Source organism: Lacrimispora sphenoides JCM 1415 (genome assembly GCF_900105615.1).
In the GTDB taxonomy this organism is placed as follows: domain Bacteria; phylum Bacillota; class Clostridia; order Lachnospirales; family Lachnospiraceae; genus Lacrimispora; species Lacrimispora sphenoides.
Genome location: NZ_LT630003.1, coordinates 4,309,491 through 4,324,308, shown reverse-complemented (window position 1 = coordinate 4,324,308; position 14,818 = coordinate 4,309,491). Strand labels below are relative to the sequence as shown.

At 46.7% G+C, this 14,818-nt stretch carries 14 protein-coding genes; 4 read left to right on the top strand and 10 right to left on the bottom strand.

All coding sequences use genetic code 11. From position 1 onward, the window contains the following. Positions 1–48 precede the first annotated feature (48 nt). Genes BMX69_RS19600 through BMX69_RS19555 form a run of 10 tightly spaced genes read right to left on the bottom strand, consistent with a single transcriptional unit; the run spans position 49 to position 10,973 of the window. Positions 49–786 carry an ABC transporter permease gene (locus tag BMX69_RS19600; protein WP_054791182.1) on the bottom strand — a complete coding sequence of 246 codons (738 nt, stop codon included), beginning with the start codon at positions 784–786 and terminating at the stop codon, positions 49–51. Continuing rightward, a complete protein-coding gene (locus BMX69_RS19595) occupies positions 783–1,520 on the bottom strand; it encodes an ABC transporter ATP-binding protein (protein WP_100043294.1) in 738 nt (245 codons plus the stop codon). Before BMX69_RS19595 ends, BMX69_RS19600 begins: the two co-directional genes overlap by 4 nt. Positions 1,521–1,547: 27 nt before the next feature. Next, positions 1,548–2,522 carry an ABC transporter substrate-binding protein gene (locus BMX69_RS19590; RefSeq protein ID WP_100043293.1) on the bottom strand — a complete coding sequence of 325 codons (975 nt, stop codon included), beginning with the start codon at positions 2,520–2,522 and terminating at the stop codon, positions 1,548–1,550. Positions 2,523–2,557: 35 nt separating this feature from the next. Then, a complete protein-coding gene (locus BMX69_RS19585) occupies positions 2,558–3,142 on the bottom strand; it encodes a UbiX family flavin prenyltransferase (protein WP_054791179.1) in 585 nt (194 codons plus the stop codon). A 27-nt stretch (positions 3,143–3,169) separates the two neighbouring features. After that, on the bottom strand, positions 3,170–4,048 hold the full coding sequence (locus BMX69_RS19580; RefSeq protein WP_054791178.1) for a UbiA-like polyprenyltransferase: 879 nt from the start codon (positions 4,046–4,048) through the stop codon (positions 3,170–3,172). Further along, a complete protein-coding gene (locus tag BMX69_RS19575) occupies positions 4,017–5,747 on the bottom strand; it encodes a menaquinone biosynthesis decarboxylase (RefSeq protein WP_100043292.1) in 1,731 nt (576 codons plus the stop codon). Before BMX69_RS19575 ends, BMX69_RS19580 begins: the two co-directional genes overlap by 32 nt. An 8-nt stretch (positions 5,748–5,755) precedes the next feature. Continuing rightward, complete coding sequence (locus tag BMX69_RS19570; protein WP_100043291.1) at positions 5,756–6,829, bottom strand: FAD:protein FMN transferase; 1,074 nt, start codon at positions 6,827–6,829, stop codon at positions 5,756–5,758. After that, positions 6,819–7,934, bottom strand: coding sequence for a hypothetical protein (locus tag BMX69_RS19565; protein WP_100043290.1), 1,116 nt, complete (start codon positions 7,932–7,934; stop codon positions 6,819–6,821). Before BMX69_RS19565 ends, BMX69_RS19570 begins: the two co-directional genes overlap by 11 nt. A 32-nt stretch (positions 7,935–7,966) precedes the next feature. After that, the gene (locus tag BMX69_RS19560) at positions 7,967–8,953 is read right to left on the bottom strand and encodes a polyprenyl synthetase family protein (protein WP_100043289.1); all 987 of its coding nucleotides are present in this window, start codon (positions 8,951–8,953) and stop codon (positions 7,967–7,969) included. After that, entirely contained in the window at positions 8,946–10,973 is a 2,028-nt protein-coding gene (locus BMX69_RS19555) for an NAD(P)/FAD-dependent oxidoreductase (protein ID WP_100043288.1), read from the bottom strand. The genes BMX69_RS19560 and BMX69_RS19555 overlap by 8 nt, the downstream gene beginning before the upstream one ends. A 305-nt stretch (positions 10,974–11,278) precedes the next feature. On the opposite strand from BMX69_RS19555, the gene BMX69_RS19550 reads away from it, so the two are divergent. The 4 genes from BMX69_RS19550 (at position 11,279) to BMX69_RS19535 (ending at position 14,782) form a co-directional block, all read left to right on the top strand. Continuing rightward, a complete protein-coding gene (locus BMX69_RS19550; protein WP_054791173.1) occupies positions 11,279–11,644 on the top strand; it encodes a NusG domain II-containing protein in 366 nt (121 codons plus the stop codon). A gap of 128 nt (positions 11,645–11,772) precedes the next feature. After that, entirely contained in the window at positions 11,773–13,182 is a 1,410-nt protein-coding gene (locus BMX69_RS19545) for an AAA family ATPase (RefSeq protein WP_157724440.1), read from the top strand. Then, entirely contained in the window at positions 13,166–13,855 is a 690-nt protein-coding gene (locus BMX69_RS19540; RefSeq protein WP_100043286.1) for a hypothetical protein, read from the top strand. The genes BMX69_RS19545 and BMX69_RS19540 overlap by 17 nt, the downstream gene beginning before the upstream one ends. A 93-nt stretch (positions 13,856–13,948) precedes the next feature. Continuing rightward, entirely contained in the window at positions 13,949–14,782 is an 834-nt protein-coding gene (locus tag BMX69_RS19535) for an alpha/beta fold hydrolase (protein WP_330387482.1), read from the top strand. Positions 14,783–14,818 lie beyond the last annotated feature (36 nt).

The window sequence follows — 14,818 nt, the reverse complement described above, 5'->3', positions numbered from 1 at the left end:
ACCGAATATCCTGCGGCAGATCTCAGAAGCTGATAATAAGTTTAAGCGTTACTTCGTTCCCTTGCACAACGCCCACTGAATTCCATCCAAAATCCAGAATAATGCTGCTCCTACCACCGACATGATGACAATGCCGCCGTACATCTGAATGTAGTTAATCCTGGACCATGCGTCCAGAATGTAGTAGCCCATCCCCCAGCGGGTTCCATAAGCTTCTACAATTAAAAGGATGGCTAAGGATGTTCCTGTTCCAATCCGAATGCTGGTGAACAGCTCCGGCAGCACCGCAGGCAGGGTAATATCCTTTAAGATACTTCGTTTGCGGGCGCCCGCGCTTTTTGCCACATAATAAATTCCCTGATCAATATGCTCCGCCGCATCCCGGACAGCCACAATGATCTGGAATACCGTGGTCAGGACGATGATGAGAATTTTAGAGCCATTGCCAAGCCCTAAAAGCAGCATACAGACCGGAAGCAGCGCTGTTTTGGGAACCGGGTAGGAAAAGTACACCAGAGGGTGAAGAACGCGGCTGGCGATGGCAGAGGAGGCCATAAGGATTCCAACAGGTACGCCGATGAGGAGGGCAAGGATTAGGCCTGCCGTTACACGGCCTAAGCTGGCTCCTATATGAAGCCAAAGCCCTCCGTTTATTACCTGGCTGAACTTGTAGTAGACCGTTAGCGGCCCTGGAAGCACAGAGGTGGACAGAAGGGCAGCGAGAAGGAACCAGAGTAAATTTACAAGTAAAAAGCCTTTTATAAAGACCCACATTTTTTTTCTCATATCTCATCCGCCTTTATGATTTTCTCCGTGATCTGCTGTTCAAGCTCAGCATATGCTGCTTCTGAGGGACGTTTTACACCTTGCCATGGATTTTCACAGAAAAAATTTAAGCCGCCGCCCCGTTTCATAACTGCGATATTATGGGCAAGGTAAAGGGCGTCTTCCACCCGATGGGTGACTATGACTGCAGTGGGCTTTTTTTCCTTCCAGACCCTCAGAAACAGTTCCCTTGCAGCAAGAGCCGCCACAATATCCAGTGCAGCGAAAGGCTCGTCCATCAGGAGAAGCTCCGGATTCATAAGAAAGGCTCTTGCAAGAGCCACACGCTGCGCCTGGCCGCCGCTTAATGTACCTGGATAACGTTCCAATAGCCCGTCAATCCCCAGGTCTTTGCACAGGCTGGAAAGCTGCATCTCCAGGTCATGGGTATTTCCACGGATTTTGGCTGTAAACAGGCAGTTTTCCTTTACTGTCTTCCAGGGCAGCAGCCCATAGTTTTGAGGGATCAGCCCGATAGAACACGTTTTGGGGTCAAGCCCGTTACCATCCAGGGTGATGGAGCCCGTATAAGGCAGTATACCTGCCAGTGCGTGAACCATGGTGGATTTTCCGCAGCCGGAGGGACCTGCAACAGCCAGGACCGTTCCGGTCTCCAGCTGCCAGGACATCTGGTCAATGATTTTATTCATCCCGCCTTTCCCATATGTGACAGAGATATCTTTTACTTTCAGCATCTGGCTCCCTCCGTTCTTCTTAAGTCTCTATTTCAATTCACCCACCAGTTCATCAGGCTTTAAATCCGGGCTGCATAATCCCTTCTTAGCTGCCCATTCCACAGCTGCCTGTAAGTCAGCCGCTTTTGGCAGTTCATTTTTCCGATAGTCCGGCAGCTTAATATTTCCGGTGAGTTCTTCCGGATAGCCTGCCGCCTTGATGATCGTGGCTTCATACTCTTTTAACGGAGTGGTATTCAGATAATCAACTGCTTCATCGTATGCCTGATACATCTTTTTTATGGTATCGGATTTTTCATCAATGGCTTTCTTTGTAAATGCAGATACGGCCGGATACAGTCCGTCAGTATTGGCACTCCCAAGAACTACCGCGCCATCCTTGATCGCCAGAGTGGAGAATGGTTCCGGCAGAAGAACAAGATCGATCTTGCCGTTTCGCAGCATTTCAAGCCTGTCTGGGATCCGCGGTACCACCTGCTTGTCCAAATATGTATCAACTAACCCGGCATTCGTTAAAATATAATCCAGGGAATATTCGATCAGCGTGTTTTCCGAGATTGCAATGCTTTTTCCCGCCGCGTTCTCCAGGGAAGTGATTCCAGTATCCTTTCCTGCCAGCAGCACATAATCTCCGTCAGTGCATCCGGTTGCTTTTACGTCAAGTCCCGCATTCTGATACATACACAGGCCGATGAAGTCCGTAAACACCCCATCTAATTCCCCTGCCTGAAGAGCAGCATCCCGGTCCTTTGCAGAAGAGAATACCTGCATATCCAATTGGACTCCGTACTTTTTGTCAAGCTCCTGTTCCGTTATGATGGTAAGGGGGACAATATCGGAAGAATACATGACACCTAAATGAACAGTGTTATCCACGGGTGTCTTCTCTTTGGCGGCGCATCCGCCCAGGATAACCGCCGCTGTACAGCCAAACAATGCCGCAAGAATTCCCGTGCGGCCTAATAAATAATGTTTCTTAGCACTTTTTTCTGATTTTTTCATAAATTCTCCTTAGGTTTATTCGTTCGCTTTATTTCTTATTCTTCTTCTCTCCATCTGGGGTACCGGCGATTTTCAACCCCCAGGCAATCAAGTACCCGGCCGGCCATAAAATCCGCCATGTCGTCAAGACATTTTGGCTTCTGGTAAAAGGCCGGCATAGCAGGAACGATAAATGCACCGCACTCTGCCAGAGTCAGCATATTTTTCAAATGAATCTGGGACAGGGGCGTTTCCCTGGGCATTAACACCAGAGGACGCCGCTGTTTTAACGCCACATCGGCAGCCCGGGTCATTAAATCCGGTGTAATTCCTGCCGCAATGTGGGCCAGCTTTGACATGGAGCATGGTGCGATAATCATTCCATCTGTCAGATGGGAACCGCTGGCTGCAGCGGAAAACAGATCGTTGTTATCTTCCAGGATAAGCTGATTTCTAAAACGTTTCTTAAAATCATCGATCCATTCACCAGCTTCCCGTCCGGTTTCATAGGCTAAGACCTTTTCCCCTGTTCCCGTCAGGATGAGCCGTACTCTGGCTCCGCCTTCCAGCAGGGCTTCTACTGTCCGAAGGCCGTAAATGCTGCCGCTGGCGCCTGTAATTCCAACTACATATTGTTTCATAGTCTGTCTCTTTCCCTTTCCATTGCGTTATAAGTATACATCCAGAGTTCCGAAGACCAGAAGCACGATACTGGTGATCTGGCTGATGCTGTAGGACGAAATATTGACATTTTCCAGATGATCCGGTGATACCAGCCGGTGCTGAATCACCATAAGAACCGCGATAATCCCCAGGCCGGTTCCATAGAGCACACCAAACTGGGGATAGAGCAGTACTCCGGCAATACACAGGCAAAGCAGTGCAGCCACATGGAACAGGGTACTGATCCATAACCCGCCTCTCACGCCAAACTGCACAGGAATGGAATGGAGTCCGTTTGCCTTATCAAATTCATAATCCTGAGAGCCGTAGATAATATCGAATCCCGCAGTCCATAGGCAGTTGGCAGCACCAAAGAAAAGCGGTATCAGGGAAAACTTCCCCGTTACCGCCAGCCAGGCTCCTACGGGAGCGCAGGCGCATGTGATACCCAGAACCAGATGGCATGTCCAGGTAAATCGTTTCGTGTAGGAGTAGATTGTCATCAGGAACAAAGCCAGAGGGGAAAGGAGGAGACATAGCAGGTTTAAACGGGAGGCGCTGAATACCATAACCAGAAAGCAGGCTGCCACCAGGACCAGGGTTTCTTTTTTTCCGATCTGTCCCTTTGGAATCTGGCGGCTTGCTGTTCTGGGGTTTTTGGCGTCGATCCTGGCATCCACTACCCGGTTTAAGGCATTAGCACCTGTTCTGGCGCTTAAAAAGGCTAGGGCAGCCCAGAATACGACTTTTGGATCCGGCAGGCCGCCGGAAACAGCAAGCAGGGCCACTGCAGCAAAGGCCAGGGAAAAGATGGTATGGCTGAACATGACCAGCTTCCCGTATTCATTTAATTTATTTACTATTTTTCCTATGATCAATCCCATAAGCACTCCATTTCGCTGACACCTTATTTTTGATTTCATCCGTCATCACGATATCTTCCGGCCAGGGACGGGAAAGTCCCTCCTCCAGACGCTTTCTTGTAGCATCGAAAGCCGCCCGCCTGCCATCCGTAAACATATCTCTGGTAACGTCGATATTATTAAATACCCGCCACATGACTGTGGAATGATCTGACGGGTCTACATCCTCGTCCACAACTAAAATGAGAGAAGCCTTTTTTTCTTCCAGCATGGAAAGGGCTTTTTTCCTTCCTCCCCAGGGCTGTTCCTTGCTGATAGGAACGATTTCAAGTGCTCCTTTTGTAAAGGCTTCTTTCCCTCTGCTGGTGGCATCTATACCAAGCCGTCCGCCATACAATGGATAATCGGAAGAGTGATCCAGAGCGTCTAACGGCCCTTTGCTGACTACAAAATCCTCCTCCGGATGGGCGTAGCGCAAGACTTCCTGCCAGACAGCTGCCGCATCACAGGGATCTATGGTTTCATCGACCGCCACGATCATCTTTGCCGTTCTCATCTGTCCCATGCCCCATATGGCGTTCATGACAGTTCTGGCAGCTCCCGGATAGGATGATTTCACCGATATCACTGCGCAGTTATGGAAGACTCCTTCAAATGGTAAATGGATATCCTGCAGCTCGGGAATCGCTGTCTTTAATACGGGAAGGAAGATGCGTTCTGTAGCCTTTGCCATATAGCAGTCTTCCATAGGAGGTTTGCCCACTACGGTGGCAGGATAGACAGGATGTTTTTTACGGGTAATCGTTGTAACATGAAATTTAGGATACCAGTCCGCCAGGGAATAATATCCGGTATGATCACCGAAAGGTCCTTCCCAGACCAGTTCTTCCTGAGGATCTACATAGCCCTCCAGTACAAATTCTGCATCCTCCGGCACATAGAGATCGTTGGTAATGCATTTCACCATTTTTACCGGCCTTTTTCTTAAGAATCCGGCCAGCATCATCTCATCCAGTTTCGGCGGAAGAGGAGCTGTGGAAGCATATGTCACAGCCGGGTCACATCCAAGTGCAACGGATACGGGCATAGGACAGCCCTTCTTTCTGTATGCTTCGTAAATACCGGCCCCATCCTTGTGTTTCTGCCAGTGCATGGCCGTTGTCTTGGAATCCAGCACCTGCATCCGGTACATGCCTATGTTTTGAAGCTTTGTATCAGGATATTTTGTAAAAACAAGGGGAAGTGTAAAGAAACGCCCTCCGTCATGAGGCCAGCAATGCAGAACCGGCAGCTGCTCTAAGTCTGGTTCCCTCTCTATAACCTCCTGGCAGCTGGGCCTTTTGACATGAAAACGGCTCCTGAAAGGAAAGCAGCATAACAGGCGCAGGAGCTTTGGCGAAAAGGAGATCAGCTTTAAAAGCGATGTATAATTCCCAAAATCCAGATAGGCACCTATTTCCGCTGCAATATCGTCTAAGTTATCCGCTCCAAGAGAAAGGGCCATCCGCTTATCGGTGCCAAAGGCGTTCATCAGCACCGGATAGGGAGAGCCCTCCACATGTTCAAACAAAAGCGCTTTGCCATCATTACTTTCTGACTTGCAGACCCTGTCTGTAATCTCTGTTATTTCCAGGAGAGGGGATACTTTCTCCGTCACCCGGATCAGTTCCCCTCTCTCTTCCAATTTATGAATAAAATCCTGTAGTCCTCGGTATGACATATGGCCTCCTAACGGTCATGGCTGCGGAACGCTTCGTAGCCGCTGCTGGTTTTAATGGTGCTATCCGGCAGAACCCACATCGCTTCAACACCCTTCATATCTTCGATCATAGCCAGTCCCTCTTCATAGGACATGTTAAATATAGCGGTAGACAGCGCATCTGCCCAGCCAGAGTCCTTACAAACAACGGAGACTGCCCGGAAGTATGCTGCAGGCATCAGTGTCTCAGGGTCGATAATGTGGTGATATTTCACCCCATCCACAATGTAATACCTTTCGTAATCACCGCTGCTGACGAGAGAAAAGCCGTCTAAATCCAAAGTATCAATGGACTTTTTATCACTGTCAAGATCCGGATTTTGGATATCCAGCTTCCAGGGCTTTCCGTCTCCCCGGATACCGATGGCACGGATATTGCCTCCAACACTGAGAAGAACATGGTCAATCCCCTTGGCTTCCAGAGATCTTGCTGCCAGTTCCGTGGCGTAGCCTTTTGCAATGGCCCCCACGTCCAAGCGCATTTCAGGATCCTCCAGGTATACGGTGGAGGCATCTTCATCTATGATGACCTTTGAGAAATCCGTATGTAGGGCTGCCTCTTTCAGTTTGTCCATAGGGGGAACCTGGGCGGTCTCCGGGTTATCTATGCCCTTTGTGCGATAGTCGTGCCAGATGGACAGAACACTTCCCATGGCTACATTTACTTTGCCGTCTGTTTTTTCATAGGCTTCTTCCGCAACCTTTAACATATCGATGATCTTCTGATCGACTTTCACGGGACTTTTACCGGCATTATCATTGATGGTCTTAATATTGTTTATACCGTCATAATCATTGTAAATATCATATAGCTCATGGTACGTCTCCAGCTCATCATGAACGTCCGTGGCAATCTGGGTAAATTCCTCTTTATTCTTTGCATATCCGACGATCTGGGTGACGGTATCGAAGAGTTTCAGGAACTCGGCGTGAAATCTTTGATCCTTTTTAGCTCCTATGGCGGCGGTATTAACCGCCGCCATAGTAAGCGCTGCCAGAGTTCCGGCAATCATTATAAAAGTTATAACTTTTTTATTTTGCATTAGCTTCTGCCTTGGAGATGCCTGCCTGGAAGTCACCAATACCAACAGTTACGCTGGCTTTTAAGTCGGCATCAGTAGGAGCACCTTCTTTTTCATCAATTGCAAGACCTGTGATCTCACTGGCTGTTTTGCCAGTTGCATAAGCTGCGAAACTAGCAGCCTGCTCATTCCATTCTTTTCCGATTGCGGAAGCTTTCTTCATGCCATAGGCTTCACCTAACTGATTCTTGGTCTTGAAATCAGCAGCTTTTAAGTCGCTGGTGATCTTACCGGCAGCGTCGAAGTTTACATTGACCTGAGAAGCGTCAATCACACAGCTTGTAATCTTGCTGTCTGCGCCAAAGCTTGCAATTGTGTAGGTAGAATATGCCTGAGCCACGCCGTCAGCATCTGCAGCTGCATCTTTGGACTTGCTGATGCCTGTTACGATACCATAACCCAGCTTGTCGCCTGTCTGAGCTCCTGCGCTCTTAGCATTTGCAACAGCCTGCTCAACAACATTGATAAAGTCTCCGATATGAACAGTAATGGTAGCCTTTAAGTCTGCATCATCTGCAACACCATCTGCAGAAACGGCAATTCCTTTTACTTCATCGGCAGTTTTTCCGATTACATACTTAGCAAAGCCATCAGCCTGCTCGTTCCACTCTTTGCTGATACCGGAAGCTTTTTTCATACCATATTTTTCTCCCAGCTCATTCTTGGATTCCACAACGGTACCAAGATCTGTAAGCAGTTTTCCTTCTTTGGAGAAATTCACTTTGGTCTGAACGGAATCAATTTTACAGTCTACAATCTTACCGCTGCCATCTACTAATACAGCTGCGAACATGGTATCTACTTCTGCAAGACCATCTTTTTCGCCAGCATCTGTGGATTTGCCGATGGAAGAAATTGCTGCATAACCGGTAGAGAGAGCGCCGCCTGCTGCTTCAGTCTTTGCAGCTTCTGTGGTGGCCTCAGCCTGTGTGGTAGGTGCTTCTGTTGTTGCTGCCTCTGTCGGTGCTGCAGTAGTTGGTGCCTGTTTTAAATTAGATGAACACCCTGCCAGGATAGTTGCTGCCGCCATAAGACCGCAGCCTAAAGCTAAAACACGTTTTTTCATAGTTAAAACTCCTCCTTATGTTGCTTTATATTTTATTTTTTAATACCATAATAAGATTTATCCACCACGGTCATGATCCTGGCCATCTTGGCCTCGGATAAATTAAGTGCTCCGATGGTGCTTACTGCTTTTGTATAGTATCTGCCAGCCATTGCTTTTGTATAAGCGGTTCCGCCGGCTTCCAAAACTCTGTCATAGAGTTCCTTCGCGGAAACCAGGCCGTTTTTAACCTGCATTAAAAAGTTCTCATCCTGTTTCATGGCATGAATGAGAGGCAAGGTGACAACTCCTTCTTCATAATCGGACCGGACGTTTTTCTTAGCATCATTTTCATCCATCTCATAATCAATACAGTCATCCATGAGCTGAAAAATCATGCCAACATCATTGCCGACCTTACGGTACATGCGTAATTTTCTCTCATCCGTTGTGGACAGCATGGCGCCGCCGTGAAAGGATGCTTCAAAAAGCGCCGCTGTTTTTCCTTTGATGATGCTTAGATAGCGGTAAACGGATAGATCCAGGTTCCCATTGTTGATTTCCTGGCGTAATTCTCCCATGCAGATTCTGCATAGATAATTGGACATATCCAGGGCTTCGTATTCTTTTCTTTTAGGAATGGAAACCGCCAGTTTAAGTGCCAGGGATAAGAGGTAATCTCCGCAAATGACCGCCGCTTTTTTGCCAAATCTCTTTTGAAGCGTATCGATCCCCCGCCTTGTATCAGCGTCATCGATTACATCATCATGGACCAGGGTGGCCAAATGCAGCAGTTCCACTGCAGAAGCCAGGGTAATGGCATCTGCAGGAACTTTATCCTCTTCATCCATGGAACAGGCCATCAGCCCATAAGCACGGATGAATTTACCTGTGGACTTTGCCAGATGGGCCGTATAAGTCCTGATGACAGGAGGCGCTGAAGATAAATGCTTTTCCACAGCCGATGCCATTAATTGGAAGGCCTCTTCAAAACCATACCTCAGGCTGTCTGCATCCTCCAACAATTCTCTATTAGTCATTGTATAAATACCACTTCCTTATAAAGGGAAGTTTTCTCCATTTTTTCTTAAGCCAGGGCATGAAATAATAATCAAGGCCAAGGGTTCTGCCGCCGCCGACTAACACTGCGATACCGGCGAAAATCATCCAGAACGTGTTTAAGTAAAGACCAGTCGTGCACACAAACATGAACTGAAGCACCAGGGAGGCTGCTGAGGAAAGGAAGTTGAATAATCCTGCCATTAAAGCAAGACCGATCAGGATCTCCGCGATTACGATACCGCGCTGCATAAACAGCTGAAGTCCGCCGTTAGGCAGGATCACAGTATTCACAAACCAGTTCATAGGAGCAAAATCCAGTTTAAAGGCATAATCAGACAGAGTCGAATGGGAAATGCCTTTGGAACTGACAAGGGTAGCGTCGATTAATCCTAAAATATGATAGGAGAAAACTGCTACACCACTGGAAACTGCATCTGCAGCACCAGCAGCAGCACCAGTGGCACTGGCTACCGCATCTGCAGCAGCAGAAGTTGCACTGGAGACCGCATCAGCCGAAGGAACTGCTCCTCCGATTCCGCTGATCCCGTAGGGAGCCAGAATGTTATTGAAGAATTGATTGGCTCCTCCAAAGAATCCGCTCAGCATGGGCTGATCCATCCAGCCTTCAACAATCTTCATAACGCCTTCAAATACCCATACGGCACCCAGCCATACACGCAGCGGCATCAGCAGGAAGCTTGGAGTCCTGTTGGAGAAATGGCCTCCCAGGAAGCTTCTGCGGTTGCGTACGGTAAAGAATTCGTGGCACACATAGCTCCACACTTTATTCCAACCCAATACCTGAATAAAATAAATAACATTGATAAAATGCTTGGAAAGCATGGCAAAGAAGGAACACAGGTTAAACATGAGATTGGGAAGTCCTACCCGTGCCACTCCGTAGCGGCCTCCTACAGAAACCATAACGCCATGGAAGGACGGTTTATACTCCTCCATCGCTCCGGTACCAGCAATGGCACATACCAGATTATGGGCGGCTGTATGAGCGCTCTGCTCACAGTTTTCTACCATCTGGGGAACAGGTGCATTTTCTCCCTGAGGTACATACATCATGTTGTCACCGACTACGTAAACTTCTTCGTGGTCTTTGGCTCTTAAGAAAGAATCTACCTGGATTCTTCCGCGCCCTACGGATTCAAGCGTCTTGGCCGCTTCTCCTGTAATATCTGCGCTTTCAATACCGGCGGTCCAGATGGTTGTACCGGATGGATAACGGTTTTTCCTTCCATCCTGATTCAGTTCGATGAAATCCTCGCCAATGGCGGTCACGCCGGTTTCCATCATTACCTTTACGCCCATCTTTGTCAGGCGCTTTTCTACCTTGCCGGACAGCTTTTCCGGAAGAATGGGCACTGCCCGCTTTAAAACATCTACGTTGTACATGGAGACGAGAGACGGTTCTATTTCATACTCATCACATAAGAAGGGCACATATTCTGCCAGTTCTCCAGCCATTTCCACACCGGTAAAACCTGCGCCTACGACGTAGAACGTCAAAAGGCGGCGTTTTTCTGCCTCGTCCGGTTCACAGGCCGCTTTGCGGAATACATGGTGAATCCGTTCTTTTAATAAAACAGCATCTTCATAAGACCAAAGCTTATAAGAATTCTTCTCTGCACCTTCCACACCGAAATAGGTGGGCTTAGAGCCTGCGGCCAGGATTAGATAGTCATAATCGTATTCGCCCTTGTTTCCCGTCAATTTCTTCTCTTCAATGGAAATATGACTGATGGTGTCAGTAATGATTTCCACATTCCTTCCGGCAAATACTTTTTTCAGGCTGATGCGGATACTGTCTTCCTCTACCCTTCCAGCGGCCACTTCATGAAGTTCTGTTAGCATGGTATGGAACGGATGCCTGTCTATGATGGAGATACTTACCTCGTCCTCCATCTTCATCTTGCGGAATTTTTTTTCCAATTTTTTGGCAGTTAAAATACCGGCATAACCGGCACCTAACACTACTATTCTTTTCAAGTCTTCCCCTCCTTGTATGATAGCGGCACGCAAAATGCCACTTTGACATTATTATAACATAAGGGAATGATTTTTACCATAATTTTATCGCAAATCGATCACTTTTTCCACTTTTTGTAACTTATTACATAGATAGAGAATTGCCTGTCAAAAGGAGCCGGTCATTCGTTTCCGGATATCCAAATCGGGCTGGCAATACAAGGTGTTCTATAATGATTTTAGACTAATTTTTATTTTATAAACAAGACTGTTATGTTATAATGAAATCTCAGGATATTACATTTAAGAGAAATAAGAGGTAACAGATGAAGTTTGTAAAAAAATTAACAGTAATACAAAGGAGAGAGCTGATCCTGATTGCTGCCATTCTGGTGATATCAGGACTGCTCTCAGGGATATTTTATGTCAAAAACAGAAAGCCGGCGGAGCAGGTGGTGGTCACTGTAGACGGCGAAATAGTGGCAACCCTGGATCTTCATAAAGATGCTGACATGGTTATTGATGGGTATGGCGGTACGGATCATCTGATCATTAAAGACGGTTATGCCAGCATTACGGATGCTTCCTGCCCTGATAAGGTATGTGTCCGCACGGGCAAGATCCACAGAAGCGGGGAACTGATTGTCTGCCTGCCTAATCGGGTGGTAGTCACAATCGAAGGGGAAGAATAAGGAATCGCCGAATATATCTCCTGTTTCTGGAGAATCATATCCAATATCGGAATAAAATGTATCGTTATGTAAAAATAATTACAGGTTTTAGGGGCTAAATGATCCTGGGGATCAGGGAAGGAGCTGATATGGGCGTGGTTCAGACGATGGTTCGCGTAAGTGAGATTGAATTAAAAGGATTTAAGAATACCCAGTATGGCAGAATTATAATGCCGTCTGCAGGGAATAAGGATTATTTCTCAAAAACAGCGGACATTCTCGGCATTTATGGCCAGAACGGTTCAGGGAAAACCGCGGTTATTGAAGCAATGGAGTTCGTTCAGACTTTACTAACGGGGCGGCCCCTGTCCAGGGAAGTGGTTCATTATATTTCCAAAGACATGGAAACCTGTACAATTACCGTTAAGTTTATAATCCAGACAGACAGTAAAAAAACCATGGCTGAATATTCTGTCCAGTTAAAAAGGATTTCCAAAAGTGAGTTCGAGATAGAACACGAAGCCCTCTGTTCCGCAGCCTGGACCGGAGAAAAGTTTGAAAGCAAAAAAGCCTTGATCGATTACGGACTGCATTCAGAAGGGCCAACATTTACGCCAAAATACCGGCTGGAAGATTTAATACGGGAGAATGATGAAAATAAAGTAAATTTAAGCGTTGCAAAGAAAATTGCCCGGAAAGATCTGGTTTCTTTTATCTTCGGACCGGAAGGCAGGGGGGTATTTTTATCCGCTTCTGAAGGCGCGTCTGAGGATTATGCTTATATCATCCAATCCCTTTATCAATATGCAGGCATGAACCTGTTCGTAATTTCCAATGCCCGTGCAGGAGCAATCAGTATGGATTTCATGATCCCGTTTGCGTTCCGCCTGGATCTCGGTGAAAGGATCGCAAAAGGTGATTTGCTTATAAGGCTTGATGAACCGTCAGTGATCAGTAAAGAACATTTTGAAATGGCCAGGAAGATCCTTCATGAGATGAATGTGGTTCTTGACGCCATGATTCCCGGCCTCTCCATTGGAATTTATGACTTTGGTGAGCAGCTTCTTGAACGGGGGGAAGAAGGACACAGAGTCGAATTAATTTCAAAACGCGGAGAAATTACAATTCCCTTGAAATATGAGTCGGAAGGGATCATTAAGATCATTTCCGTTCTTAATGCCCTCATGTGCGTTTATAACAATGCTTCCATGTGTTTGATTATTGATGAACTGGATGCAGGTGTATATGAATATCTTTTAGGGGAACTGCTTTCTGTCTTTGAAAAGGGTGCGAGGGGGCAGCTGATCTTCACATCACATAACTTGCGGGCATTGGAAATGATTCATAAAAGCAGCATTGTATTTTCCACCACAAATCCATCCAACCGGTATATCCGTCTGCAGAACATAAAGAGCAATCATAATTTGCGGGATATGTATTTGCGGAGCATCATATTGGGCGGTCAAAAAGAAGCTATTTATGAAGAGACAGACAGTGTGGAAATTGGCCGTGCATTCAGGCGTGCCGGAAAGACGGTAAGGGATGGCGGCCAAGACTAAAAAAGTAATCCTGTTTATCGTTGAAGGGCCCACTGACGAGGAGACATTAAGTCCGGTTCTTAAAAAAGCATTTCAGAGGGAAGATGTCCGTTTCCATGTGGTTCACGGCGATATGACAAGCAACTGGTCGGTATCAGGCAACAATGCCGTTAAAACGGTCAATGAGCACATAGAGGTGGAAAGAAAACGGTATGGCTTTAATAAAAAAGACATTCTTAAGGTGATTCATCTTGTTGACATTGACGGGGCGTTTATTCCGGCGGACAAGGTTGTAAAAAGCTCAACGGGGACAATCCGATATTTTGATGACCGGATCGAATCGGCAGATCCTGAGGGGGTCATTGACCGGAATTTAAGAAAATCCCAGGTGCTGTACCGGCTTAGTACGGCCGACGCAGTGGGTAAAATTCCGTATTCTATTTTTTATTTTTCCCGGAATCTTGAGCATGTGCTTCACAACAATCATGGGAATCTGACTGACGATGAAAAGGTAAATTATGCAGATGCTTTTGCAGATAAGTATGGTTCTGATCAGAAAGGCTTTCAGGCATTTATCTCATCGGATGATTTTGCAGTACCGGGGGATTTTCGTGAGACATGGAACTTTATTATGCAGGGTCTCAATTCATTACACCGGCACTGTAATCTCCATCTGCTTCTTAAGGAAGGTTAACAGGAAGAATTTGATTGCGCCCTGCACTAAGTATTTATTTGAAAAAACCGGAACGATGGTTAAGGAGAGGGAATAACATAGAATAAACATATTGTGCAGAGCGAGATCATGGGATACTATATAACCGTTGAAAAGAATGTAAACATCTACGTAGAGGATCTTAATCCGGATTGCGAAAATACCATTTTATTTCTTCATGGATGGCCGGGAAGCCATAAGCTTTTTGAATACCAGTTTGATGTGCTTCCTGCCATGGGGTTCCGGTGTATCGGCATTGATACAAGAGGATTCGGGGATTCTGATAAGCCGTTTTGTGGGTATGATTATGACCGGCTGGCCGATGATGTCAGAGTGGTCATTGATGTACTGAATCTTAGGAATATTACCCTGGCTGGGCATTCCACCGGAGGGGCGATTGCCATAAGGTACATGGCAAGGCACAGGGGCTTTGGGGTAGCAAGACTTGCTTTATTCGCTGCTGCAGCGCCAAGCCTTGTGAAACGGCCGAACTTCCCATATGGACTTGATAAAGACGTAGTAACTCAAATCATAAACGGAACCTACGCCGACCGTCCCAACATGTTAAATAATTTTGGAGATATTTTTTTCTTCCAGCATATTACTTATCCGTTCTCCCAATGGTTTTTCCAGCTTGGTCTGCAGGCAGCTGGCTGGGCGACGGCAGCCATTGCTAATACCTGGCTCGAAGAGGTATTATTTTCGGATCTGGAGGCAATTGATGTTCCAACTCTGATCATTCATGGGATCCATGATCAGGTTGTCCCTTATGATCTGGGTGAGATCCAGCATCAATGCATTAAAAACTCCAGGCTGGAATCCTTTGAATTCAGCGGTCATGCGACCTTCTATGACCAAAAGGACGAATTCAATAAGGTTCTTTCCGAATTCGCCAGCGTGGATTGTTAGAAAAAGGGAAAACAGTACCATTGTTAAGGACATAAA

Bases quoted from the DNA above. Each gene is read 5' to 3' on its own strand.
- BMX69_RS19600 (WP_054791182.1), bottom strand. From the start codon at position 786: ATGAGAAAAAAAATGTGGGTCTTTATAAAAGGCTTTTTACTTGTAAAT.
- BMX69_RS19595 (WP_100043294.1), bottom strand. From the start codon at position 1,520: ATGCTGAAAGTAAAAGATATCTCTGTCACATATGGGAAAGGCGGGATG.
- BMX69_RS19590 (WP_100043293.1), bottom strand. From the start codon at position 2,522: ATGAAAAAATCAGAAAAAAGTGCTAAGAAACATTATTTATTAGGCCGC.
- BMX69_RS19585 (WP_054791179.1), bottom strand. From the start codon at position 3,142: ATGAAACAATATGTAGTTGGAATTACAGGCGCCAGCGGCAGCATTTAC.
- BMX69_RS19580 (WP_054791178.1), bottom strand. From the start codon at position 4,048: ATGGGATTGATCATAGGAAAAATAGTAAATAAATTAAATGAATACGGG.
- BMX69_RS19575 (WP_100043292.1), bottom strand. From the start codon at position 5,747: ATGTCATACCGAGGACTACAGGATTTTATTCATAAATTGGAAGAGAGA.
- BMX69_RS19570 (WP_100043291.1), bottom strand. From the start codon at position 6,829: ATGCAAAATAAAAAAGTTATAACTTTTATAATGATTGCCGGAACTCTG.
- BMX69_RS19565 (WP_100043290.1), bottom strand. From the start codon at position 7,934: ATGAAAAAACGTGTTTTAGCTTTAGGCTGCGGTCTTATGGCGGCAGCA.
- BMX69_RS19560 (WP_100043289.1), bottom strand. From the start codon at position 8,953: ATGACTAATAGAGAATTGTTGGAGGATGCAGACAGCCTGAGGTATGGT.
- BMX69_RS19550 (WP_054791173.1), top strand. From the start codon at position 11,279: ATGAAGTTTGTAAAAAAATTAACAGTAATACAAAGGAGAGAGCTGATC.
- BMX69_RS19545 (WP_157724440.1), top strand. From the start codon at position 11,773: ATGGGCGTGGTTCAGACGATGGTTCGCGTAAGTGAGATTGAATTAAAA.
- BMX69_RS19540 (WP_100043286.1), top strand. From the start codon at position 13,166: ATGGCGGCCAAGACTAAAAAAGTAATCCTGTTTATCGTTGAAGGGCCC.